General features: G+C 59.9%; 20 protein-coding genes. 15 read left to right on the top strand and 5 right to left on the bottom strand.

Features of this window, described 5'->3' with window-relative positions; genetic code table 11:
* Positions 1–1,146 (top strand): MalM family protein, encoded by a 1,146-nt coding sequence (locus tag WMW70_RS09785; protein WP_341437321.1) that lies wholly within the window; start codon positions 1–3, stop codon positions 1,144–1,146.
* 79 nt (positions 1,147–1,225) lie between these two features.
* Here WMW70_RS09785 and WMW70_RS09780 read toward each other — a convergent pair whose 3' ends face one another.
* From WMW70_RS09780 to rloA, 3 genes are read right to left on the bottom strand one after another with little or no spacing between them, the layout of a single operon-like run.
* Positions 1,226–2,212 carry an alpha-L-glutamate ligase-like protein gene (locus WMW70_RS09780; protein WP_341437320.1) on the bottom strand — a complete coding sequence of 329 codons (987 nt, stop codon included), beginning with the start codon at positions 2,210–2,212 and terminating at the stop codon, positions 1,226–1,228.
* Between the two features lie 4 nt (positions 2,213–2,216).
* Positions 2,217–3,743, bottom strand: coding sequence for an osmotic stress tolerance membrane protein RloB (gene rloB, locus WMW70_RS09775; protein WP_341437319.1), 1,527 nt, complete (start codon positions 3,741–3,743; stop codon positions 2,217–2,219).
* 5 nt (positions 3,744–3,748) lie between these two features.
* Positions 3,749–4,285, bottom strand: a complete 537-nt coding sequence (gene rloA, locus WMW70_RS09770; protein WP_341437318.1) for a retropepsin-like aspartic peptidase RloA — start codon at positions 4,283–4,285, stop codon at positions 3,749–3,751.
* A gap of 307 nt (positions 4,286–4,592) precedes the next feature.
* Here rloA and WMW70_RS09765 point away from each other — a divergent pair, with 307 nt between their 5' ends.
* The 5 genes from WMW70_RS09765 to prpF all read left to right on the top strand — a co-directional run bounded on the left by WMW70_RS09765 (position 4,593) and on the right by prpF (position 11,367).
* Entirely contained in the window at positions 4,593–5,330 is a 738-nt protein-coding gene (locus WMW70_RS09765) for a GntR family transcriptional regulator (protein WP_341437317.1), read from the top strand.
* Positions 5,327–6,211 carry a methylisocitrate lyase gene (gene prpB / locus WMW70_RS09760; RefSeq protein WP_341437316.1) on the top strand — a complete coding sequence of 295 codons (885 nt, stop codon included), beginning with the start codon at positions 5,327–5,329 and terminating at the stop codon, positions 6,209–6,211. The genes WMW70_RS09765 and prpB overlap by 4 nt, the downstream gene beginning before the upstream one ends.
* A gap of 68 nt (positions 6,212–6,279) precedes the next feature.
* Positions 6,280–7,440, top strand: a complete 1,161-nt coding sequence (gene prpC, locus WMW70_RS09755) for a bifunctional 2-methylcitrate synthase/citrate synthase (protein WP_341437315.1) — start codon at positions 6,280–6,282, stop codon at positions 7,438–7,440.
* The gene (acnD, locus tag WMW70_RS09750) at positions 7,440–10,049 is read left to right on the top strand and encodes a Fe/S-dependent 2-methylisocitrate dehydratase AcnD (RefSeq protein ID WP_341437314.1); all 2,610 of its coding nucleotides are present in this window, start codon (positions 7,440–7,442) and stop codon (positions 10,047–10,049) included. The genes prpC and acnD overlap by 1 nt, the downstream gene beginning before the upstream one ends.
* Positions 10,050–10,179: 130 nt before the next feature.
* Entirely contained in the window at positions 10,180–11,367 is a 1,188-nt protein-coding gene (gene prpF, locus WMW70_RS09745) for a 2-methylaconitate cis-trans isomerase PrpF (protein ID WP_341437313.1), read from the top strand.
* A gap of 67 nt (positions 11,368–11,434) precedes the next feature.
* On the opposite strand, the gene ppsR is transcribed toward prpF, so the two are convergent.
* On the bottom strand, positions 11,435–12,253 hold the full coding sequence (gene ppsR / locus WMW70_RS09740; protein WP_341437312.1) for a posphoenolpyruvate synthetase regulatory kinase/phosphorylase PpsR: 819 nt from the start codon (positions 12,251–12,253) through the stop codon (positions 11,435–11,437).
* 177 nt (positions 12,254–12,430) lie between these two features.
* Here ppsR and ppsA point away from each other — a divergent pair, with 177 nt between their 5' ends.
* From ppsA to WMW70_RS09695, 9 genes are all read left to right on the top strand, one after another.
* The gene (gene ppsA / locus WMW70_RS09735; RefSeq protein WP_341437311.1) at positions 12,431–14,806 is read left to right on the top strand and encodes a phosphoenolpyruvate synthase; all 2,376 of its coding nucleotides are present in this window, start codon (positions 12,431–12,433) and stop codon (positions 14,804–14,806) included.
* A gap of 269 nt (positions 14,807–15,075) precedes the next feature.
* Positions 15,076–16,071 carry an alpha/beta fold hydrolase gene (locus tag WMW70_RS09730; RefSeq protein WP_341437310.1) on the top strand — a complete coding sequence of 332 codons (996 nt, stop codon included), beginning with the start codon at positions 15,076–15,078 and terminating at the stop codon, positions 16,069–16,071.
* A 147-nt stretch (positions 16,072–16,218) separates the two neighbouring features.
* On the top strand, positions 16,219–16,434 hold the full coding sequence (locus tag WMW70_RS09725) for a Rieske (2Fe-2S) protein (protein WP_341437540.1): 216 nt from the start codon (positions 16,219–16,221) through the stop codon (positions 16,432–16,434).
* A gap of 30 nt (positions 16,435–16,464) precedes the next feature.
* Positions 16,465–16,953: a ribonuclease E activity regulator RraA gene (rraA, locus tag WMW70_RS09720; protein WP_341437309.1), complete on the top strand. Its 489-nt coding sequence runs from the start codon at positions 16,465–16,467 to the stop codon at positions 16,951–16,953.
* A 22-nt stretch (positions 16,954–16,975) separates the two neighbouring features.
* Positions 16,976–17,962, top strand: a complete 987-nt coding sequence (locus tag WMW70_RS09715) for a zinc transporter ZntB (protein ID WP_341437308.1) — start codon at positions 16,976–16,978, stop codon at positions 17,960–17,962.
* A 54-nt stretch (positions 17,963–18,016) separates the two neighbouring features.
* Positions 18,017–18,262, top strand: coding sequence for a CrfX protein (locus WMW70_RS09710; RefSeq protein ID WP_341437307.1), 246 nt, complete (start codon positions 18,017–18,019; stop codon positions 18,260–18,262).
* Between the two features lie 2 nt (positions 18,263–18,264).
* Positions 18,265–19,080, top strand: a complete 816-nt coding sequence (locus WMW70_RS09705) for a mechanosensitive ion channel family protein (protein ID WP_341437306.1) — start codon at positions 18,265–18,267, stop codon at positions 19,078–19,080.
* Between the two features lie 92 nt (positions 19,081–19,172).
* Complete coding sequence (gene sigX / locus WMW70_RS09700; protein WP_341437305.1) at positions 19,173–19,763, top strand: RNA polymerase sigma factor SigX; 591 nt, start codon at positions 19,173–19,175, stop codon at positions 19,761–19,763.
* Positions 19,764–19,869: 106 nt separating this feature from the next.
* Entirely contained in the window at positions 19,870–20,859 is a 990-nt protein-coding gene (locus tag WMW70_RS09695; RefSeq protein WP_341437304.1) for an OmpA family protein, read from the top strand.
* Between the two features lie 193 nt (positions 20,860–21,052).
* Here the strand turns inward: WMW70_RS09695 and cobA are convergent, their stop codons facing one another.
* The gene (gene cobA / locus WMW70_RS09690; RefSeq protein ID WP_341437303.1) at positions 21,053–21,790 is read right to left on the bottom strand and encodes a uroporphyrinogen-III C-methyltransferase; all 738 of its coding nucleotides are present in this window, start codon (positions 21,788–21,790) and stop codon (positions 21,053–21,055) included.
* Positions 21,791–21,800: the final 10 nt, after the last annotated feature.

Raw genomic sequence — 21,800 nt, 5'->3', positions numbered from 1 at the left:
ATGCGCGCGCTGTTGTTGAGCTGCTGCCTGATTGGCGCTGTCTCGGCCGAGGCCAGTGGGCGCTACCTGACCTGGGTGGATGATCAGGGACGGGTGCACAACACCTTTGTCGATGCCAGTTATGCCGCCCATCAGCGCCTGGCAGCGCGCAATATCAGCCTCAGCGACCAGGCCCGCTTCAAGCAGCAGGGGGCGGGCGGCTGGCCGGGGGAGCAGGCGGCCGGCGAGAGCAAGCGGCGTTATTTCACCTGGGTGGATGCCAACGGCAATCTACAGAACAGCTTTCATGCCGGCAGCCAGTTGCAGGGCGGTGCGAATGAGATGCTGTTGGGCACTGGCGAGCGTTCCAGCGACTACATCAGTTCCGATGTGCTGGAAGGGCGCGACTTTGCCCGCTCCGAACGCGATGGGCGCTATTTTACCTGGGTCGACGAGCAAGGTCGCATGCGAAACGATGCGGTGCCTGGGCAGGCACGCACGAGCGCATCAGTTCCCGGCGGCACGGCTTTCAGTCAGGGTCGTGAGCTTGAGTTCGCCCGCCAGCAGATCGAACTGCCCGGGCTCGATGGCCAGCCGACAGCGGCCATGCAGGCGTTGCTGGCGGGCAGCGAACAGCCGGATAGCGGCCGTTATGAGGCGCTGCTGACACTGTGCTGTGCGCAGTTGGAGGAGGATGCCTTCAGGCTCCTGAGCGCCGACGAGCCCCGTTATGAGGAGCTCAATCGTTTTTCTCCCAGCTTGGCATTCCCCATGGGCAAGAGCTACTACGCCGCGCTCCGCTTACCGCGCTCGCAGCATGACTTCGGCCTGCGCATCCGCAGCTTCGCCAATAAGCGGGTGCTCTATCCTTCGGTGCTGTTTCTCGATGAGCACAAGCGCCCGACTCGCCTGGTCAGCGATGCGGTTTACCGTCTACATGGCGAAACCTGGTACCGCTATGCCTATATCGAGGGCACGTTGCAGGTCAAGGCAGCAGCAGGGGAGCGCTATGTACTGTTGTTGACCACCGATGAGGACCGCAATCTGCAGACCCTGGATAACAAACCCTTCAAGCGGCCGCTGCAAGCCCTGGCGACCGACGAGGCGGGCATGCAGACCCATGCCCATGGCGATGAGGGCTCCTTCGAGCTGGCCATTGTGCGCTGACTGTTCGATGGCCAGGTTGCAGCACTTATAAAATTAAAAAGCCCGGATAAAGTCCGGGCTTTTTAATGAGTTCCGACAATCAGATTTCGGCCATGGGCACGTGGCCGAACAGCTGCTGGGAGAAGCGCATGCGCTCTTCAGGGCTTTCCTGCACGCCTTGCTTGGTCAGTTCGGCGATACGCGCTTCTACGGCATGGGCTCGGTGGGTCAGGCCGCAGTCGTTGGCGATCTGGATATTCAGGCCGGGGCGAGCATTGAGTTCGAGAATCAACGGGCCCTTGTCCTGGTCCAGCACCATGTCGACACCGATATAACCGAGGCCACACAGCTCGTAGCAACCGGCGGCCAGCTTCATAAAACCGTCCCAGTTGGGCAGCTGTACGCCGTCCACTGCGTTGGTGGTGTCCGGGTGCTTGCTGATCTTGTTGTTCAGCCAGGTGCCGCGCAGGGTCACGCCGGTGGCCAGATCCACTCCGACGCCGATCGCGCCCTGGTGCAGGTTGGCCTTGCCGCCGGACTGGCGGGTAGGCAAGCGCAGCATAGCCATCACCGGGTAGCCCATCAGCACAATGATACGGATGTCCGGCACGCCTTCGTAGCTGATGCTCTTGAATATCTGGTCTGGGGTGACGCGGTATTCGATCAGCGCGCGATCACGGTGGCCGCCCAGGGAATAGAGGCCGGTGAGGATGCTGGAGATCTGATGTTCGATCTCCTCATGGCTGATGATCTTGCCGGAGACGGTCTTGTACTTGTCTTCGAAACGGTCGGCGATGACCAGAATGCCGTCACCGCCGGCCCCCTGGGCCGGCTTGACGACGAAGTCCGGGCGGTCGCCGATGATCTCGCGCAGCTTGTCGATGCCTTTCTCGGTTTCGATCACGCCATACATTTCCGGCACATCAATGCCCGCTTCGATGGCGCGCTGCTTGGTGATGATCTTGTCATCGACGATCGGGTAGAGGTGCCGTTTGTTGTACTTCAGCACATAGTCCGCGTTACGCCTGTTGATGCCCATGATGCCTTTGGCTTCAAGGGCTTTCCACGTCTTGATCAGACCGAACATGGCATTAGTCCTTGAGGAAGGCTTTGAAGCGGAACAGTTCGGTCAGGCGATAGCCGCGATAGCGACCCATTGCCAGCATAAAGCCCACCAGGATCATCAGGATCGCCGGGAAGGTGAAGACGAAGTACACCAGCTCCGGCACGCTCATCAGCAGGTGCGCCAGGGTTGCGGCGAACAGGGTGCCGATGGCCACCTTGAAGGCATGGCCGCCGCCGCGTTCTTCCCAGGTGATCGACAGGCGTTCGATGGTCATGGTCAGAATCACCATCGGGAACAGGGCTACGGACAAACCGCGCTCCAGGCCGAGTTTATGGCTGAACAGACTGATCACCGCGATCAGCACCACCACGAAGGTCAGCACCACCGACAGCCTGGGCAGCATCTGCAGCTTCAAGTGTTCGAGGTAGGAGCGCAACGACAGGCCCAGGGTGGTGATCACGGTAAACAGGATGATGCCGAAGCCCAGCTGGGTTTCGCGGAAGGCCAGGGCGATCAGCACTGGGGTGAAGGTGCCGAGTGTCTGCAGGCCGCCGAGGTTGCGCAGGATCAGGATTACCAGCACGCCGATCGGGATCATCACCATGATCATAAAGGTCTGCTGGGTATGCAGCGGCAGGCCGTACAGCGAGTATTCGAGGAAGTCGACGTCAGTGTTTTCGTCGGTCAGCTTGGCCAGGCGAATGGCGTTCATTTCGCTGTTGTTCAGGCTGAAACTGACTTGCGCCTGCTTGCCGCCTTCCAGGCTGACCAGGTCGTCATCACCGATCCACCAGACCAGGCGATCGGCCGGCAGGCCTTGCTCGCCCGACTCGGGGCTGAAGTACAGCCAGCTCTCGCCATTGAAGCTGCGCAGCCAGAGCTCCGGGCTCTGCAGGGTTTCGGCGACCAGGCGGATGGTGTGCAGGCGCTGCATCGGCACATGGGCGATGGACAGCAGCAGTTCGATGACCTTGGCTTTGTTCTCGGTGGAGGCATCGCCGCCCAGCAGCAGCTTGACGTTGTCGTCGTTGCTGTTGTTAACCCGCTTGATGGTCTCGGTAATAAAGGTTTCGACGTCCGCCGAGTGCTGCCGGATCGGCGCGAGCAAGGCCTCTGCGGCGATCTTCTCGGCCCCTTCCACGGGGATGCGGTCGCGGAAGATCGGACCCTTGGCGGCGATCTGCTCACCGCTGTAACGCTTGGTCAGTACCAGGCGGTAGTACAGGGTCTGCTTGCCGCTGGCGCGGCGGGCGGACCAGGTGACTTTGCGGTTGCCATCGACGCGGTTGATGCTCACGCCATAGTTGTTCGAGATAAAACTCTCGTTGAGGCTGACGTAGTCCTGATTCAGCGGCGGTACAAACATTTGCAGTTTGACCGGGTCGCGAGGATTGGCCTGGAACTCGACTTTGGCATCGATATTCCACAGATCGTCAGTTTCATCTTCGGTCACCGGGATGCCGAGGATAAATATCTGATAGCCCGTAATCAGAACGCCCAGACTCACCAGGAGTATGACCAGGACTTTCAGATGCAGGTTAAGAGAGCGCATGAAGGTTACTCACCAAGGTTGGCGTCAGGGGTACAGGCAGGTTTTCCTGCTGCGTATTTAAGAGCTGGGTCGACCAGAGCCGTAAAGTTTTTCAGCGCTTCGGAGCCAATCAGCAACGGGTATTGGAAAGCACTACGGTCGGTCAAGTTCACTTCGATTGTGCGCAAGGCCTGGCCCATGCAGATATCCATTTCGATCACCGGGCGCGCGGTATAGGTCTTTTCTTCGTCTGGATCATAGTCGCCGGCGCGTCTCTTGATCTTGCTGATACGCGCCAGGGGCCGCTCGATCGGGCTGTTGTGGGCCTCGTCGATGGCCAGATAGAAGTGTACCCAGGTTTCGCCGTCACGCTTGAAACGCTTGATGTCGCGTGCACTCAAGGACGCTGTTTTAGCACCGGTATCGAGTTTTGCCGCCAGCTTCAGATCGAGGTCGAACAGGCGTACGTATTCATTGAGACCATAGATGGTTTTTTCCTCGGCGATACCCAAACCGGGGAAAAACACTAGGCATAGCAGTAATGGGGAGAGCTTCAGTCTCATAAGTCCTTTCGGATGTAGCTCAAACGGTTGATCAGAACGACCGGCAGGCATGGCTGGTTTGCATCAAACAGCTTATCTGAAGTCTAGCAGGCTGCCTGAGCGTGCTCTGTCAGGCATAAGTGGACTGCATTCTATCATGGGATTTTTCTGTGATGACAGGCGCTTATGGTGGTTTTTGCAAGTAAGGTCGTGGCTGCTATCGGCTAAAGTAGGGGGTGAATATTGTCGACAGTATCCTGCTTGCGTTTGACATTAAGGTCCGCTGAGGGTAGTTTTTTCAGCAACTGCCGAAGAGAGTGTCAACAATATGCTCGATGTCATAAGGTCGCTCGAATCTCCCCAGGAAGATTCTGAAACGCTTTCCGAGCAGGTCTTTCGGCGCATTCAGGCCGCCATCGTCAAGGGTGAGATCGCCCCGGGCAGCAAGATTTCCGAGCCCGAGCTGGCGCGCACCTACGGCATCAGTCGTGGCCCTCTGCGTGAAGCCATCCATCGCCTAGAAGGGCAGCGCCTGCTGGTACGGGTTCCCCATATTGGTGCGCGAGTGGTTTCGCTCAGCCATGCCGAGTTGATCGAACTCTATGAAATTCGCGAGTCCCTGGAGGGTATGGCCTGCCGCCTCGCAGCGGAGCGCATGACGGCGGCGGAAATCGATGATCTGCGCCGGGTGCTCGATCTGCATGAGCAGGACGCGGCCTTCAAGGCCGGTGTTGGTTACTACCAACAGGAAGGCGATTTCGACTTTCACTACCGGATTATCCAAGGCAGCGGCAACAAGACCCTGACCCAGATGCTCTGCGGCGAGCTGTATCAGCTGGTGCGCATGTATCGCCTGCAGTTTTCCGCCACACCCAATCGGCCGCGCCAGGCGTTTGCCGAACACCACCGTATTCTCGATGCCATCGCCGACCGTGACGGCGAACTGGCCGAGCTGCTGATGCGCCGACATATCGGTGCCTCCAAACGCAATATCGAGCGCCACTACGCCATGACCATGGGGCAGGGCGCGCATCCCAAGACAGCCAAAACCCGAGGTGAGTCATGAGCTTGAAAAGTCCAGGCCAGCGTTTTCGTGATGCCGTTGCCGAAGAGCATCCGTTGCAAGTCATTGGTGCCATAAACGCCAACCATGCGCTGCTGGCCAAGCGTGCCGGTTTCAAGGCGATCTACCTGTCCGGCGGCGGCGTGGCGGCGGGCTCCCTCGGGCTGCCGGATCTGGGCATCACCGGCCTGGATGACGTGCTGACCGACGTGCGCCGCATCACCGATGTGTGCGATCTGCCGCTGCTGGTAGATGTCGACACCGGCTTCGGGGCTTCGGCGTTCAACGTCGCACGCACCGTCAAGTCGATGATCAAGTTCGGCGCGGCGGCGATTCATATCGAGGATCAGGTCGGTGCCAAGCGCTGCGGCCACCGTCCCAACAAAGAGATTGTGACTCAGCAGGAGATGGTCGACCGCATCAAGGCGGCCGTCGATGCGCGTACCGATGACAGTTTCGTGATCATGGCGCGTACCGATGCCCTGGCCGTCGAAGGCCTGAACTCGGCACTGGACCGCGCCGCGGCCTGCATCGAAGCCGGTGCCGACATGATCTTCCCAGAAGCCATTACCGAGCTTGCGATGTACAAGACCTTCACCGACAGGATCAAGGCTCCGATTCTGGCCAATATCACCGAGTTCGGTGCGACGCCGCTGTACACCACCGAAGAGCTGGCGTCGGTTGACGTCTCTTTGGTGCTCTACCCGCTGTCGGCCTTCCGCGCCATGAACAAGGCGGCCGAGAACGTTTATATGGCCGTACGCCGCGACGGCACGCAGAAGAATGTGGTCGACACCATGCAGACCCGCATGGAGCTATACGAGCGCATCAACTATCACGCCTTCGAGCAGAGCCTCGACGCGCTGTTTGCCGCGAAAAAATAACCGGAACGCAGGTCTTAGCCGCCTGCTTAAAAGAACGACCGACCGGATCGGATGAGGAGAGATTAGCGATGAGTACGAACCCCGAAACCACCCCAGGCTTCAAACCGAAAAAATCCGTGGCCCTGAGCGGCACCACTGCCGGCAACACCGCGCTGTGCACGGTCGGTCGCACCGGCAACGATCTGCATTACCGCGGTTATGACGTGCTCGACTTCGCCAACCGCTGCGACTTCGAAGAAATCGCCCACCTGTTGGTGCACGGCAAACTGCCCAACGTAGCCGAACTTGCTGGCTACAAGGCCAAGCTCAAGGCGCTGCGGGGTTTGCCTGCGGCGCTGAAGGCGTCCCTCGAGCAGCTGCCACCGTCCGCCCATCCGATGGATGTGATGCGCACTGCCGTATCCGTGCTGGGTTGCGTGTCGCCGGAGAAGGATGACCACAACCACCCCGGTGCCCGCGACATCGCCGACAAGCTGATGGCCTCGCTGGGCAGCGCGCTGCTGTACTGGTACCACTTCAGCCACAACGGCAAGCGCATCGAGGTGGAAACCGACGACGACTCCATCGGCGGTCACTTTCTGCATTTGCTGCACGGCGAGAAGCCGCGCGAGTCCTGGGTGCGCGCCATGCACACCTCGCTCAACCTGTATGCCGAGCATGAGTTCAACGCTTCCACCTTTACCTCACGGGTGATCGCCGGCACCGGTTCTGACATGTACAGCTGCATTGCCGGCGGCATCGGTGCGCTGCGCGGGCCGAAACACGGCGGTGCCAACGAAGTGGCCTTCGAGATCCAGAAGCGTTACGACAACGCCGATGAGGCCGAGGCCGATATCCGCGCCCGCGTTGAGAAGAAGGAAGTGGTGATCGGCTTCGGTCACCCGGTCTATACCGTGAGCGACCCGCGCAACAAGGTGATCAAGGACGTGGCCCGCGAGCTGTCGGTGGAGCAGGGCAATATGAAGATGTACGACATTGCCGAGCGTCTGGAATCGACCATGTGGGAGATCAAGAAGATGTTCCCCAACCTCGATTGGTTCAGCGCCGTCAGCTACCACATGATGGGCGTGCCCACCGTCATGTTCACCCCGCTGTTCGTCATCGCCCGCACCTCGGGCTGGTCCAGTCACGTGATCGAGCAACGCATCGACGGCAAGATCATCCGCCCGAGCGCCAATTATGTCGGGCCGGAAGATCTTAAGTTCGTGCCGCTCAAGGACCGCAAATGATGAACACTCAGTACCGCAAGCACCTGCCCGGCACCGCGCTGGACTACTTCGACACCCGTGAGGCGATCGATGCCATCGCCCCCGGTGCCTATGCCAAGCTGCCCTACGTATCCCGCGTGCTGGCCGAGCAGCTGGTGCGCCGCTGCGAGCCGGATGCACTGACTGATTCGCTCAAGCAGCTGATTGAGCGCAAGCAGGACCTGGATTTCCCCTGGTATCCGGCGCGCGTGGTCTGCCACGACATCCTCGGCCAGACCGCCCTGGTCGACCTGGCCGGCCTGCGTGATGCCATCGCCGAGAAGGGCGGTGACCCGTCCAAAGTCAATCCGGTGGTGCCGACTCAGCTGATCGTCGACCACTCCCTGGCCGTGGAAGCTCCGGGCTTCGACCCGGACGCCTTCGCCAAGAACCGCGCCATCGAAGACCGTCGCAACGAGGACCGTTTCCACTTTATCGAGTGGACCAAGACCGCGTTCAAGAACGTCGACGTGATCCCGGCCGGCAACGGCATCATGCACCAGATCAACCTGGAGAAAATGAGCCCGGTGATCCAGGCGCGTGGCGGTGTGGCCTTTCCGGACACCTGCGTGGGTACCGACTCGCACACCCCGCACGTCGATGCCCTTGGCGTGATCGCCATCGGCGTCGGCGGTCTGGAAGCCGAAACCGTGATGCTCGGCCTGCCGTCGATGATGCGCCTGCCCGATATCGTCGGCGTGCAGCTCACTGGCAAGCGCCAACCTGGCATTACCGCCACCGATATTGTCCTGGCCATCACCGAGTTCTTGCGCAAGGAACGCGTGGTCGGTGCCTGGGTCGAGTTCTTCGGCCCGGGTGCGGATAGCCTGTCGATCGGCGACCGCGCGACCATTTCCAACATGTGCCCGGAATACGGTGCCACCGCTTCGATGTTCTACATCGACCAGCAAACCATCGATTACCTCAAGCTGACCGGTCGCGAGCCGGAGCAGATCGAGCTGGTAGAGAACTACGCCAAGACCACCGGTCTGTGGGCCGATGCCCTGGCTACCGCCGAGTACGAACGCGTACTGAGCTTCGATCTGTCTACCGTCGTGCGCAACATGGCTGGCCCGTCCAACCCGCACAAGCGCCTGCCGACTTCGGCACTGCAAGAGCGCGGCATTGCTGGCGAAGCCATGCTGGCGGCGTCCAAGGTCGAGGAAGCCGAAGGTCTGCTGCCAGATGGCGCGGTGATCATCGCCGCCATCACCAGCTGTACCAACACCTCCAACCCGCGCAACGTGGTGGCCGCCGGTCTGCTGGCGAAGAAGGCCAACGAGCTGGGCCTGCTGCGCAAGCCGTGGGTCAAGACATCCTTCGCCCCCGGCTCCAAGGTCGCCAAGCTGTACCTGGAAGATGCCGGTCTGCTGTCGGAGCTGGAAAAGCTCGGCTTCGGCATCGTCGGCTATGCCTGCACCACCTGCAACGGCATGTCCGGTGCACTGGACCCGGTAATCCAGCAGGAAATCATCGACCGCGATCTGTACGCCACTGCCGTACTGTCCGGTAACCGCAACTTCGACGGTCGTATCCATCCCTACGCCAAGCAGGCCTTCCTGGCCTCGCCGCCGCTGGTCGTGGCCTACGCCATCGCCGGTACCGTGCGCTTTGATATCGAGCAGGACGTGCTGGGTACCGATAAGGCGGGCAACCCGATCACCCTGAAGGACCTGTGGCCGAGCGACGAGGAAATCGACGCCATCGTCGCCGCCTCGGTGAAGCCGGAGCAGTTCAAGCAGATCTACATCCCGATGTTCGATCTGGGCACTATCGAGGAGGCCGAAAGCCCGCTGTACGACTGGCGTCCGATGTCCACCTACATCCGTCGTCCGCCTTACTGGGAAGGCGCGCTGGCTGGCGAGCGTACCCTCAAGGGCATGCTGCCGCTGGCAATCCTGCCGGATAACATCACCACCGACCACCTGTCGCCTTCCAACGCGATCCAGATGAGCTCGGCCGCCGGTGAATACCTGCACAAGATGGGCCTGCCGGAGGAGGACTTCAACTCCTACGCCACCCACCGCGGCGACCACCTGACGGCGCAGCGCGCTACTTTCGCCAACAAAGAACTGGTCAATGAAATGGCCGTTGTTGACGGTGTAGTGAAGAAGGGTTCGCTGGCCCGCGTCGAGCCGGAAGGCAAGGTCATGCGCATGTGGGAAGCGATCGAAACCTACATGAATCGTAAGCAGAACCTGATCATTGTTGCCGGTGCCGACTACGGTCAGGGCAGCTCCCGTGACTGGGCGGCCAAGGGCGTACGCCTGGCCGGCGTGGAAGTGATAGTCGCCGAAGGCTTCGAGCGCATCCATCGGACCAATCTGGTTGGCATGGGTGTACTGCCAGTCGAGTTCAAGCCGGGCACCACCCGCCTGACCCTCGGCCTCGACGGCACTGAAACCTATGACATCCAGGGCGAGCTGTCGCCGCGCGGCGATCTGACCCTGGTGGTCAATCGTCGCAATGGCGATGTGGTCAAAGTGCCGGTGACCTGCCGTCTGGATACCGCCGCCGAAGTCAACGTCTACAACGCTGGCGGCGTATTGCAGCGCTTTGCCCAGGACTTCCTCGAGTCTACTCAGGGCTGATCCATCACCGGGGCGGCAACGCCCCGGTCTTCGTAGGGTGGATCACGCTTTATCGATCCACCATGACAGCGTTGAACGGTGGATGGAAAAACGTCATCCACCCTACGACCCTTACGGCCAGGTAATCACCATGCCCCACGCACCCCAAATCAAAATTCCCGCCACCTATATGCGTGGCGGCACCAGCAAGGGCGTGTTCTTTCGCCTGCAAGATTTACCAGAAAACTGTCAGGTACCGGGCGCAGCGCGCGATGCGCTGTTTATGCGGGTGATCGGCAGCCCTGATCCTTATGCCGCGCAGATTGACGGCATGGGCGGTGCAACCTCCAGCACCAGCAAGTGCGTGATTCTGTCGAAAAGCAGCCAGCCGGATCACGATGTCGACTATCTCTATGGTCAGGTGTCGATCGACAAGGCCTTTGTCGACTGGAGCGGCAACTGCGGCAACCTGTCGACCGCTGCTGGTGCCTTCGCCATTCATGCCGGCTTGCTTGATCCCGCGCGTATTCCGGAGAACGGCGTCTGTGTGGTGCGTATCTGGCAGGCCAATATCCAGAAAACCATCATTGCCCATGTGCCGGTCAGCAATGGCCAGGTGCAGGAAACCGGCGATTTTGAGCTGGACGGGGTGACCTTTCCCGCCGCCGAGATCGTGCTGGAGTTTCTCGATCCGTCCGATGATGGCGAGGAGGGTGGTTCGATGTTTCCCACCGGCAATCTGGTTGATGACTTGGAGGTGCCGGGTGTCGGTACTTTCAAAGCGACCATGATCACTGCCGGCATTCCGACTGTGTTCGTTAATGCCGAAGACATCGGTTACAGCGGCACCGAACTGCGCGAGCAGATCAATGGTGACCCTGAGCAACTGGCGCGTTTCGAAAAGATCCGCGTGGCCGGTGCCCTGCGTATGGGACTGATCAAGACGGCGGAAGAGGCTGCTACGCGTCAGCACACGCCGAAGATCGCTTTCGTGGCGAAACCCAAGGACTACCTGTCATCCAGCGGCAAGAGGGTGCAGGCGGGTGAAGTCGATCTGCTGGTGCGCGCACTGTCCATGGGTAAGCTGCACCACGCCATGATGGGCACCTGCGCGGTGGCCATCGGCACGGCGGCGGCGATTCCGGGCACTCTGGTCAATCTGGCGGCCGGTGGCAGTGCGCGGGAGGCGGTGCGCTTTGGCCATCCATCCGGCACCTTGCGTGTGGGGGCTCAGGCGGCTCTGGTGGACGGTCAGTGGACGGTAACCAAGGCGATTATGTCGCGTAGCGCGCGGATATTAATGGAAGGTTGGGTGCGCGTGCCGGGCGATATTTTGTAGTGTTCATAAATGAGAAAAGGCTCGAAGTGTTCGAGCCTTTTCTTTTAGCTTCAACGAGTTGCGCAGGCTACTTGAGGCGCCGCTCAACGCCTTTTTCCACCAGGATCTTCGCGGAAATCTCTTCCACGGAGAAATAGGTGGAGTTGATAAAGTTGATGTTCTCGCGACGGAACAGGTTTTCCACCTCGCGCACTTCGAACTCGCATTGGGCGAAGCTGGCGTAGCGGCTGTTGGGCTTGCGCTCGTGGCGAATGGCGGTGAGACGATCAGGGTCGATGGTCAGGCCAAACAGCTTGTCTTTGTGCTTTTTCAGCACCGGAGGCAACTGCAGTCGCTCCATGTCATCTTCGGTCAACGGATAATTTGCGGCACGAATTCCGTATTGCATTGCCATATACAGGCAAGTCGGGGTTTTGCCGCAGCGCGAGACCCCAACCAGTATCAGATCGGCCTTGTCGTAATAGTGAGTGCGTGCGCCGTCGTCGTTGTCCAGGGCGAAGTTCACCGCCTCGATACGCTCCATATAGTTGGAGTTGTGTCCGATGGAGTGGGATTTGCCCACCGAATAGGACGAGTGCGAGGTAAGTTCCTGCTCCAGGGGGGCGAGGAAGGTCGAGAAGATATCGATCATATAGCCGTCAGACTCGGCCAGGACGTCGCGGATATCCTGATTGACGATGGTGTCGAAGATGATCGGGCGGGCACCGTCCTTCTCGGACGCACTGTTGATTTGTTGTACCATTGCGCGGGCTTTTTCCACGCTGTCGATATAAGGCCGCGTGAGTTTGGTAAAGTCGATGGTTTCAAACTGCGCCAGAAGGCTTTGGCCCAGGGTTTCGGCAGTGATGCCGGTGCCGTCGGAGATGAAAAAAGCGGTTCGTTTCATTTGCACCATGGGCCTTAAGCTGGGAAGGATTCTTGGCTATCATAGGCCCGCCTTTGCAGGGCCGAACTGGCTGGCATTGTTACTTATTTTCCAGGGCCAGGCCACAATCGTGCGGTCATGTACCGCCGAACCATCTAGCTCCTGAGTTTTTCCAACACCGTTAGTGGAGAGATCACCTTGGTAGAGTACGTAGTTTCCCTCGATAAGCTCGGCAATCACGATGTTGAGCACGTAGGGGGCAAGAACGCCTCCCTGGGCGAGATGATCAGCAACCTTGCCGGTGCAGGTGTCTCGGTACCCGGTGGTTTCGCCACTACCGCCCAGGCCTATCGGGACTTCCTCGAGCTGAGCGGCCTGAATGCGCAGATCCATGAGGCCTTGGATGCCCTGGATGTGGATGACGTCAATGCCCTGGCCAAGACCGGTGCACAGATCCGCCAGTGGGTGATGGATGCCTCCTTCCCCGAAGAGCTGAATACGCAGATCCGCACCGCCTTCGCCGAAATGGCCGGCGGCAACGAGAATATGGCAGTTGCCGTGCGCTCCTCGGCCACCGCCGAAGACCTGCCGGACGCCTCCTTTGCCGGCCAGCAGGAAACCTTCCTGAATATCCGCGGCGTGGAAAATGTGATCCGCGCGGCCAAAGAGGTATTCGCCTCGCTGTTCAACGACCGCGCCATTGCCTACCGCGTGCATCAGGGCTTCGACCATAAACTGGTTGCCCTGTCTGCCGGTGTGCAGCGCATGGTGCGTTCGGAAACCGGCACCGCCGGCGTGATGTTCACTCTCGACACCGAGTCGGGCTTTCGCGATGTGGTGTTTATCACCGGTGCCTACGGCCTCGGCGAAACCGTGGTGCAGGGTGCGGTCAATCCTGACGAATTCTATGTCCACAAGCAGACCCTGGAAGCCGGTCGCCCGGCCATTCTGCGCCGCAACCTGGGCAGCAAGGCGATCAAGATGATCTACGGCGACGAAGCCAAGGCCGGAAAATCGGTCAAGGTGGTCGATGTGGATCGTGCCGACCGTGCGCGTTTCTGCCTGAGCGATGCCGAAGTCAGCGAACTGGCCAAGCAGGCCATGATCATCGAGAAACACTACGGTCGTCCGATGGACATCGAGTGGGCCAAAGATGGCGACGACGGCAAGCTGTATATCGTCCAGGCTCGTCCGGAAACCGTGAAGAGCCGCTCCAGTGCCAATGTGATGGAGCGCTACCTGCTCAAGGAAACCGGCACCGTGCTGGTCGAAGGCCGCGCTATTGGTCAGAAGATTGGTGCCGGCAAGGTGCGGGTGATCAACGATGTTTCGGAAATGGACAAGGTCCAGCCCGGCGACGTGCTGGTTTCCGATATGACCGACCCGGACTGGGAACCGGTGATGAAGCGCGCCAGCGCCATCGTCACCAACCGCGGCGGGCGTACCTGCCACGCGGCGATCATCGCCCGCGAGCTGGGGATTCCTGCAGTGGTCGGTTGCGGTAACGCCACCCATGTGCTGAAAGACGGCATGGGCGTGACGGTTTCCTGCGCCGAGGGCGACACCGGCTTTATCTTCGAAGGCGAACTGGGCTTCGATATCCGCAAGAACTCGGTCGATGCCATGCCCGAACTGCCGTTCAAGATCATGATGAACGTCGGCAACCCGGACCGCGCCTTCGACTTCGCCCAGCTGCCCAACGAAGGCGTGGGCCTGGCTCGTCTGGAATTCATCATCAACCGTATGATCGGCGTGCACCCCAAGGCGCTGCTGAACTTCGCCGGCCTGCCGCCGGAGATCAAGGACAGCGTCGAGAAGCGCATCGCCGGTTACGATGATCCGGTCGGCTTCTACGTCGAGAAGCTGGTCGAGGGTATCAGTACCCTGGCCGCGGCGTTCTGGCCGAAGAAGGTCATCGTGCGCCTGTCGGACTTCAAGTCCAACGAATACGCCAACCTGATCGGCGGCAAGCTCTACGAGCCGGAAGAAGAAAACCCGATGCTGGGCTTCCGTGGCGCGTCGCGTTATATCAGCGAATCTTTCCGCGATTGCTTCGAGCTGGAATGCCGCGCGCTGAAGAAAGTGCGCAACGAGATGGGCCTGACCAACGTCGAGATCATGGTGCCCTTCGTCCGTACCCTGGGTGAAGCCAGCCAGGTGGTCGATCTGCTGGCGGCCAACGGTCTCGCCCGCGGCCAGGATGGTCTGAAAATCATCATGATGTGCGAGCTGCCGTCTAACGCGATTCTGGCCGAAGAGTTCCTCGAGTTCTTCGACGGTTTCTCCATCGGCTCCAACGACCTGACCCAGCTGACCCTGGGCCTGGACCGTGACTCCGGCATCGTCGCGCACCTGTTCGATGAGCGTAACCCGGCGGTGAAGAAGCTGCTGAGCAACGCCATCCAGGCCTGTAACAAGGCTGGCAAGTACATCGGCATCTGCGGTCAGGGCCCCTCGGACCACCCGGATCTGGCGCGCTGGCTGATGGATCAGGGCATTGAAAGCGTGTCGCTGAACCCGGACTCGGTGCTCGATACCTGGTTCTTCCTCGCGGAAGCTCAAGCGCCGGTCTGAACGCGCGGTTAAATCGCGGTACAAGGGCGGGTTTATCCTGCCCTTTTTTGTGTTCAGCACCTCCATGTGCTTCACCCCTCCGGGGCTGGCGCGCAAAAACGCTCCTGGCGTTTTTGTGGTCTGCCATCCCTGGAGACCACCCTTCGGGCCGTCGCTAGCGACGTTAAAAATTGCTCCCGCTAATTTTTAGTGGCCGGCCGTTGGTGGCGGTCACCGTCGGGCAGCGTGAAAGATTGTTCCCAGCAACTCTTTGTACCAGAGCGCAGAAGATGCAAAGCAGCAGTGAGCTTTTCCCCGTCGCCTTGATCAGCGCGGAGTTTCGTGGCGATCTGAGCGAGGATGTCTACCGCCTCAAGCCCGGCAACAGCCCGGATAACAGTGTTCAACTGGCTCTGACGCGCCTGGGCCGTGCCGATCATCAGCAGGATCGCGGCGTGCCGGTGATCCTGATTCCCGGCAGTTTTTCCAATCGGCGCTTCTGGTATTCGCCCAAATGCATCGGCCTTGGCCCGCAGTTGGCGCGTGCGGGTTTTGATGTGTGGATCGCCGAGATGCGTGGTCATGGCCTGTCGCCGCGCAATCGCCAGTACAAGCACAACAAGGTCAGCGACTATGTGCGCTATGACCTGCCGGCAATTGCCGATTTTATTTACGAACAGAACCCGCAGAGGGCCCATTGGCTGGGCCATTCCCTGGGCGGTATCACCCTGGCGGGAGCGCTGGGTGGTGGGTACCTGGATGAGTCGAAAATGGCTTCGGCGGCGTTGTTTGGCAGTCAGATCAGCCGCGTCTACTGGCCGCTCAAGGTGCCGCCGGTGGAGTGGGGCAGTCGTCTGCTGCTCAAGGGCTTCTCGGTGATATCTGGCTCCAGGCTCAAGCGCGGTCCCGAGGATGAGCCGGCCAGTCTGGCCATCGAAAGCCTGCGCTGGCACGGCTTGTTCGGCCGCTTTGGCGATGCCGAGCGGGACTGGTGGGCTGGCCTTGCCGAGGTGCGGGTGCCGGTCATGGCGGTGGCGGCAGTGGGCGATAGCCAGGACCCGGTATGGGCCTGCCGCAAGCTGCTCGAACAATTTGGCTCGCCCGTGAGCGAGTTTCTCTGTCTGGGTAAGAAACATGGTTTCCACAGCGACTTCGGCCATGTCGAAATGCTGGTCAGCAAGGAGGCCCAGCGCGAGGTATGGCCACTGGTGGAGCAGTGGTTGCGCAAGAGCGCGCAGGTGCAGAGTGGCGAGCCTGAGGGGAACAAACTCGTTTCAGTCGAGTAGCCTTGCGGCTACTATCTGACTTCTGCGCAGCTTCTGGTCACTCTGTGCGGACGGCGGAGGTGCAATGTTTGTTGCTCTTGAGCACTTGCTCAACCTCGAGGAGGGTTATCGCCGAGTTTTTCGCTGCAGGGGCGCAGTTTGCTGCTGATGGTGGTCGAAGGTCGTACCCTGTTGCTGGAAAATCGCTGCCCACACCAGGGCGCACCTTTGCACAACGCGACATTGGCCGCTGGCGTGTTGCGCTGTGCGCGGCACGGGATCGAGTTCGAACTGCTCAGTGGCCGCGCCTTGAATGCCCAATGCCCAGGCCTTGTCCATCTGCCTCTGGCCTATGCGGCCGATCGTGTCGGTATAGAGCTGTAAGTCACATCTATAGATAACAGGAGTTTTGCCATGCACTACATCACCCCCGATCTGTGCGACGCCTACCCGGAACTGGTTCAGGTGGTTGAGCCTATGTTCAGCAACTTCGGCGGTCGCGATTCCTTTGGCGGCGAGATCGTCACCATCAAGTGCTTCGAGGACAACTCGCTGGTCAAGGAGCAGGTCGAGCAGCCGGGCAAGGGCAAGGTTATGGTGGTCGATGGCGGTGCTTCCATGCGCCGTGCGCTGCTGGGCGACATGCTGGCGGAAAAGGCTGCGAAGAATGGCTGGGAAGGGATCGTGGTGTATGGCTGCGTGCGTGATGTCGATGTGCTGGCGCAGACCGAGCTGGGCATCCAGGCCCTGGCCAGTCACCCGATGAAGACCGACAAGCGCGGCATCGGCGACCTCAACGTGGCGGTGACCTTTGGCGGCGTGACGTTCCGCCCGGGCGAATACCTGTACGCCGACAACAACGGCGTGATCATCTCGCCGTCCGCGTTGCAGATGCCGGAGTAAGCTGAATTTGTTAGATGCCACAATGCCGCGTGAAGACCGCGGCCTGGTCCATGCCTTTGTCCTCGATGGGCTGGGCGGGGCGCGGGCCGTTGATCGTCACCAGCTGCAGGATCTGCAACTGGCCGAGCAGGAAAGCCTCTGGGTGCACTGGGATCGCAGTCACCCACAGACCCAGGACTGGTTGCGCCGCGACAGCGGGTTGAGCGAGTTTGCCTGCGACCTGTTGCTCGAAGAGAACACCCGGCCGCGGATGCTGCCGTTGCCGGAGCATGAGTTGCTGCTGTTCCTGCGCGGGGTCAACCTCAATCCGGGGGCTGAGCCGGAGGATATGGTCTCGCTGCGCATCTTTGCCGATGCGCACCGGGTGATTTCCCTGCGCTTGCGACCTGTGCGGGCGACAGAGGCGCTGATCGCGGATCTGGTCGCAGGCAAAGGGCCGAAATCCGCCTCGGAAGTGATCCTGAGCCTGGCCCACTACCTGACCGACAAGATCGAAAACCTGGTGACGGAGTTGTCCGAGCAGGTCGATGAGCAGGAAGAGATGGTCGATGCCGAGCAGCGCCTGGTGCCCGACCACGCCCGCCTTCTGCAGATGCGCCGGCGTGCTGCCAGTCTGCGGCGCTTTCTTGCCCCGCAGCGCGATATCTATGCGCAGTTGACGCGCCATCTGTTGCCCTGGTTTCTGGACGACGATACTGACTACTGGAACGAGCTGAACAACCGCCTGACGCGTTATCTGGAGGAGCTGGAACTGAGCCGCGAGCGGGTCAGTCTGGTTCTCGAGGCGGAGAATCGGCGCATGGATCAGCGCATGAATCGCACCATGTACCGTTTTGGCATCATCGCCGGCGTGTTCCTGCCCCTGACCTTCCTTACCGGGCTGCTGGGCATCAATGTCGGCGGTATTCCGGGTGCGGAGAGTCCCTATGGCTTTGCCATTATCTGCGTGCTGATGGTGGCTGTGGCCCTTGGCCAATGGTGGCTGTTACGTCGGTTGCGTCTGGCCTGATGTGACTATCCAGGCCGTCCGCTCGTCTAGCCGTCACGTCCTATGAGGTGTGCAATGCACGACCCTTTTGAAGAATCGCTGCGCGATCTGCTCAAGTCATCCGCGTCGAATCACGACGACGATGCCTGTCTGCACCGCGTTCTGAAGACCGCCAATCGCCAAGTGGGCGCGGGCGATCTGTTTGCCCTGATGGGCCATTGCCTGGGTGCACTGATGATCGCGATCAATAGCGGCGCGGCGCATATCTCCCCCGTGTCCCGGCGAAAACCTTCCGATCCCTCTCTTGATAAGGCTGACTAAGCATGGAATTTACTCAAGTCCTGGTTGATGCGATGGCCAGCGTATGGACTCCGATTGCCGCGTTTATTCCACGCCTGTTCGGGGCCATGGTGGTGGTACTGCTGGGTTTCGTGGTGGCCAAGTTTCTCGATACCCTGCTGTCCAAACTGCTCGGCAAGATCGGCCTGGATCGCCTGATGGCAGGCACCGGCCTGACCAAGCTGCTGAGTCGGGCCGGCATCCAGGTGCCGGTATCGACCCTGATCGGCAAGATCGTCTACTGGTTCGTGCTGTTGATCTTTCTGGTTACGGCTGCCGAGTCTCTGGGCCTGGAGCGGGTTTCTTCGACTCTGGATACCCTGGCCCTGTACTTGCCCAAGGTGTTCGGTGCGGCCCTGGTGCTGCTCGCTGGTGTGCTGTTGGCGCAACTGGTCAGCGGCCTGGTGCGCGGCGCGGCCGAGGGCGTAGGGCTGGAGTATGCCCATGGCCTGTCGCGCGTGGCCCAGGGGCTGGTGATCATCATCAGTATTTCGGTGGCCATCGGTCAGCTCGAAGTCAAAACCGACCTGCTCAACAACGTGATCGCCATCGTGCTTATTTCCGTCGGCCTGGCCGTGGCGCTGGCGCTCGGTCTGGGCAGCCGGGATATTGCCAGTCAGATCCTGGCCGGCATTTATGTACGCGAGTTGTATGAGGTTGGGCAACAAGTTCAGGTTGGTGAGGTCGAAGGGCAGATTGAGGAAATTGGCACGGTCAAGACCACACTGTTGACCGACGCAGGCGAACTGGTCTCCGTGGCCAATCGCACCTTGCTTGAGCAGCGCGTAAGCAGCCGCTAAGGCGTCAATCCCTGTTATTGTATGCCGCCGACCCAGTCGCCCGTTTGTGCGGACTGCGGCGGCTTTTGTCCTGACTGTCGGCCCGACTCGTTTTGAATAAAGCCCAATCTGTGTCTCTGCGTTACGACCCCCGCGAGCTCTCGGATGAAGAGCTGGTGGCGCGTGCCCACGACGAGTTGTTCCATATCACCCGTGCCTACGAAGAACTGATGCGCCGTTATCAGCGCACCCTGTTCAATGTGTGCGCGCGCTATTTGGGCAGCGAGCGGGACGCCGATGATGTTTGTCAAGAGGTGATGCTTAAAGTTCTTTATGGCTTGAAGAACTTTGAAGGTAAATCCAAGTTTAAAACCTGGCTGTACAGCATTACCTATAACGAATGTATTACCCAATATCGCAAGGAACGGCGCAAACGTCGCCTTATTGATGCGCTGAGCCTGGATCCGCTCGAGGAAGCTTCGGAAGATAAAACTCCGAAAGTTGAAGAACGCAATGGCCTTGATCGCTGGTTGGTGCACGTCAATCCTATTGATCGGGAAATTCTGGTGCTACGTTTTGTCGCAGAGCTGGAGTTCCAGGAAATCGCCGACATCATGCACATGGGCCTGAGCGCTACGAAAATGCGTTATAAACGGGCCCTCGACCGCCTGCGTGAAAAGTTTTCCGACAGCCCTGAAACTTAATTAAATTATTCGCGTCGAAGTACGTGGTTAATTCTGTTAGGATTGCCGATTGAGTTGTCTTGAGTTTGTCAGACAACTTGCTGACCACCAAGATAGGGATTTAACAATGAAATTGAAAAACACTTTAGGCGTTGTCATTGGCTCGCTGCTGGCTTCTTCCTCGCTCAGCGCGCTTGCTCAGGGTCAGGGCGCTGTCGAAGTGGACGTTTTCGGTAAGCGTACTTTTACCGAAAGCAATCGTGACGCTACCAATGGCAACCTGTTCGGCGGCGGCATCGGTTACTTCCTGACTGATGACGTTTCTCTGAACCTGTCGCATGGTGTGTACCGCAGCATGCGTTCCCAGGACACCCTGCCGGGTTCCACCCATGGCCGTGAGCAGCTTGACGGTCACCTGAGCACTGTCGAAGCCCTGTACCACTTCGGTACTCCGGCTGCCCAGAGCCTGCGTCCTTATGTATCCGCCGGTTTCGGCCATCAGGACCTGGACAACACCTTCACTCGCGGTGACGACAAAACCACCTTCGCGATGGTCGGTGCCGGTGCCAAGTACTACTTCACCGAAATGTTCTTCGCCAAAGCCGGTGTAGATGTTCTGCACAGCCTGGATACCGAAAACACCGAGTGGCAGGCAGGCGTTGGTGTCGGTCTGAACTTCGGCGGCAGCACCAAGCCTGCCGAGGTTGTTGAAGCTGCCCCTGAGCCGATGCCTGAGCCGGTTGCTGCTGAAGAGCCGATGGAACTGGTTCGTGTGGAACTGGACGTCAAGTTCGACTTCGACAAAGCCAGCGTCAAAGAAGAAAGCTACGGCGATATCAAGAACCTGGCTGATTTCATGAAGCAGTACCCACAGACCACCACCGTGGTTGAAGGTCATACTGACTCCAAGGGTTCCGATGCCTACAACCAGAGCCTGTCCGAGCGTCGTGCCAACGCCGTTCGTGACGTTCTGGTCAACCAGTACGGCGTAGAAGCTCAGCGCGTCAATGCTGCTGGCTACGGCGAAGCCCGTCCGGTTGCCGACAACGCTACCGACTCCGGCCGCGCTGTTAACCGCCGCGTAGAAGCTGAAGTAGAAGCCCAGATCCAGCAGTAATTGATCTGACGCTGTAGAAAACCCCGCTTCGGCGGGGTTTTTTTATGACTTTTTTCCGGCCAATGCCTGTTGCTTATCCGTTGTTCGCACGCTTCCATCGCTCAGTCATTCTGGCGGCGCGTTCTCTCAGGCGAAAAAAAGCCCACTGCGGGGGCAGTGGGCAAGGTCACAACTCCGCAGGAGCGCGAAGCAGTTAGGCACTGATGGCAATGGCCGCCTGTTGCTGTTGGCTTGCGACCTCGCCGATGACCAGGATGGCGGGGCTTTTCAGCTGGAAGTCCAGGGCGTCCTGTTGCATTGCGTGCAGGGAGCTGCGGCATTCGCGTTGCTGTGGCAGGGAGGCGTTCTCGATCAGCGCCACCGGCATATCGGCGCGCATGCCACCGGCCAGCAGGCTTTCGCGGATTTCTGCCAGTTTCGCCACGCCCATATAGACCACCAAAGTGGTGCCGCCCTGGGCCAGGGCCGCCCAGTTCAGCGTGCTGTCGTCCTGAGTGTGGGCGGTGACCAGGGTCACGCCGCGGGCCACGCCGCGCAGAGTCAGGGGAATGCCGCACTGGGTCGCACCGGCCAACCCTGCGGTGATGCCGTTGACCATTTCCACTTCGATGCCATGGGCGCTGAGCCAGTCGAGTTCTTCGCTGCCGCGGCCAAAGATGCAGGGATCGCCGCCTTTCAGGCGCACCACGCACTTGCCCTGACGGGCGTAGCGCAGCATCAGGCGATGGATAAAGGCCTGGGGCGTGGAGCGGCAACCGCCGCGCTTGCCCACCGGTACCACCCGGGCATTCGGACAATGCTCCAGCACGGCCGGGTTGACCAGGTCGTCGATCATCACGATATCGGCCCGATTGAGGGCTTTTACCGCTTTCAGGGTCAGCAACTCCGGATCACCGGGCCCTGCGCCTACCAGCCAGACTTTTGCGCTCATATCAGATTCC

The sequence above is a fragment of the Pseudomonas sp. XK-1 genome (assembly GCF_038069885.1).
Lineage (GTDB): Bacteria > Pseudomonadota > Gammaproteobacteria > Pseudomonadales > Pseudomonadaceae > Aquipseudomonas.
This window is presented reverse-complemented; position numbering and strand designations above follow the sequence as displayed.

Excerpts from the sequence above, each read along its gene's own strand:
- WMW70_RS09785 (WP_341437321.1), top strand. The coding sequence starts at position 1 with ATGCGCGCGCTGTTGTTGAGCTGCTGCCTGATTGGCGCTGTCTCGGCC.
- WMW70_RS09780 (WP_341437320.1), bottom strand. The coding sequence starts at position 2,212 with ATGTTCGGTCTGATCAAGACGTGGAAAGCCCTTGAAGCCAAAGGCATC.
- rloB (WP_341437319.1), bottom strand. The coding sequence starts at position 3,743 with ATGCGCTCTCTTAACCTGCATCTGAAAGTCCTGGTCATACTCCTGGTG.
- rloA (WP_341437318.1), bottom strand. The coding sequence starts at position 4,285 with ATGAGACTGAAGCTCTCCCCATTACTGCTATGCCTAGTGTTTTTCCCC.
- WMW70_RS09765 (WP_341437317.1), top strand. The coding sequence starts at position 4,593 with ATGCTCGATGTCATAAGGTCGCTCGAATCTCCCCAGGAAGATTCTGAA.
- prpB (WP_341437316.1), top strand. The coding sequence starts at position 5,327 with ATGAGCTTGAAAAGTCCAGGCCAGCGTTTTCGTGATGCCGTTGCCGAA.
- prpC (WP_341437315.1), top strand. The coding sequence starts at position 6,280 with ATGAGTACGAACCCCGAAACCACCCCAGGCTTCAAACCGAAAAAATCC.
- acnD (WP_341437314.1), top strand. The coding sequence starts at position 7,440 with ATGAACACTCAGTACCGCAAGCACCTGCCCGGCACCGCGCTGGACTAC.
- prpF (WP_341437313.1), top strand. The coding sequence starts at position 10,180 with ATGCCCCACGCACCCCAAATCAAAATTCCCGCCACCTATATGCGTGGC.
- ppsR (WP_341437312.1), bottom strand. The coding sequence starts at position 12,253 with ATGAAACGAACCGCTTTTTTCATCTCCGACGGCACCGGCATCACTGCC.
- WMW70_RS09730 (WP_341437310.1), top strand. The coding sequence starts at position 15,076 with ATGCAAAGCAGCAGTGAGCTTTTCCCCGTCGCCTTGATCAGCGCGGAG.
- WMW70_RS09725 (WP_341437540.1), top strand. The coding sequence starts at position 16,219 with ATGGTGGTCGAAGGTCGTACCCTGTTGCTGGAAAATCGCTGCCCACAC.
- rraA (WP_341437309.1), top strand. The coding sequence starts at position 16,465 with ATGCACTACATCACCCCCGATCTGTGCGACGCCTACCCGGAACTGGTT.
- WMW70_RS09715 (WP_341437308.1), top strand. The coding sequence starts at position 16,976 with ATGCCGCGTGAAGACCGCGGCCTGGTCCATGCCTTTGTCCTCGATGGG.
- WMW70_RS09710 (WP_341437307.1), top strand. The coding sequence starts at position 18,017 with ATGCACGACCCTTTTGAAGAATCGCTGCGCGATCTGCTCAAGTCATCC.
- WMW70_RS09705 (WP_341437306.1), top strand. The coding sequence starts at position 18,265 with ATGGAATTTACTCAAGTCCTGGTTGATGCGATGGCCAGCGTATGGACT.
- WMW70_RS09695 (WP_341437304.1), top strand. The coding sequence starts at position 19,870 with ATGAAATTGAAAAACACTTTAGGCGTTGTCATTGGCTCGCTGCTGGCT.
- cobA (WP_341437303.1), bottom strand. The coding sequence starts at position 21,790 with ATGAGCGCAAAAGTCTGGCTGGTAGGCGCAGGGCCCGGTGATCCGGAG.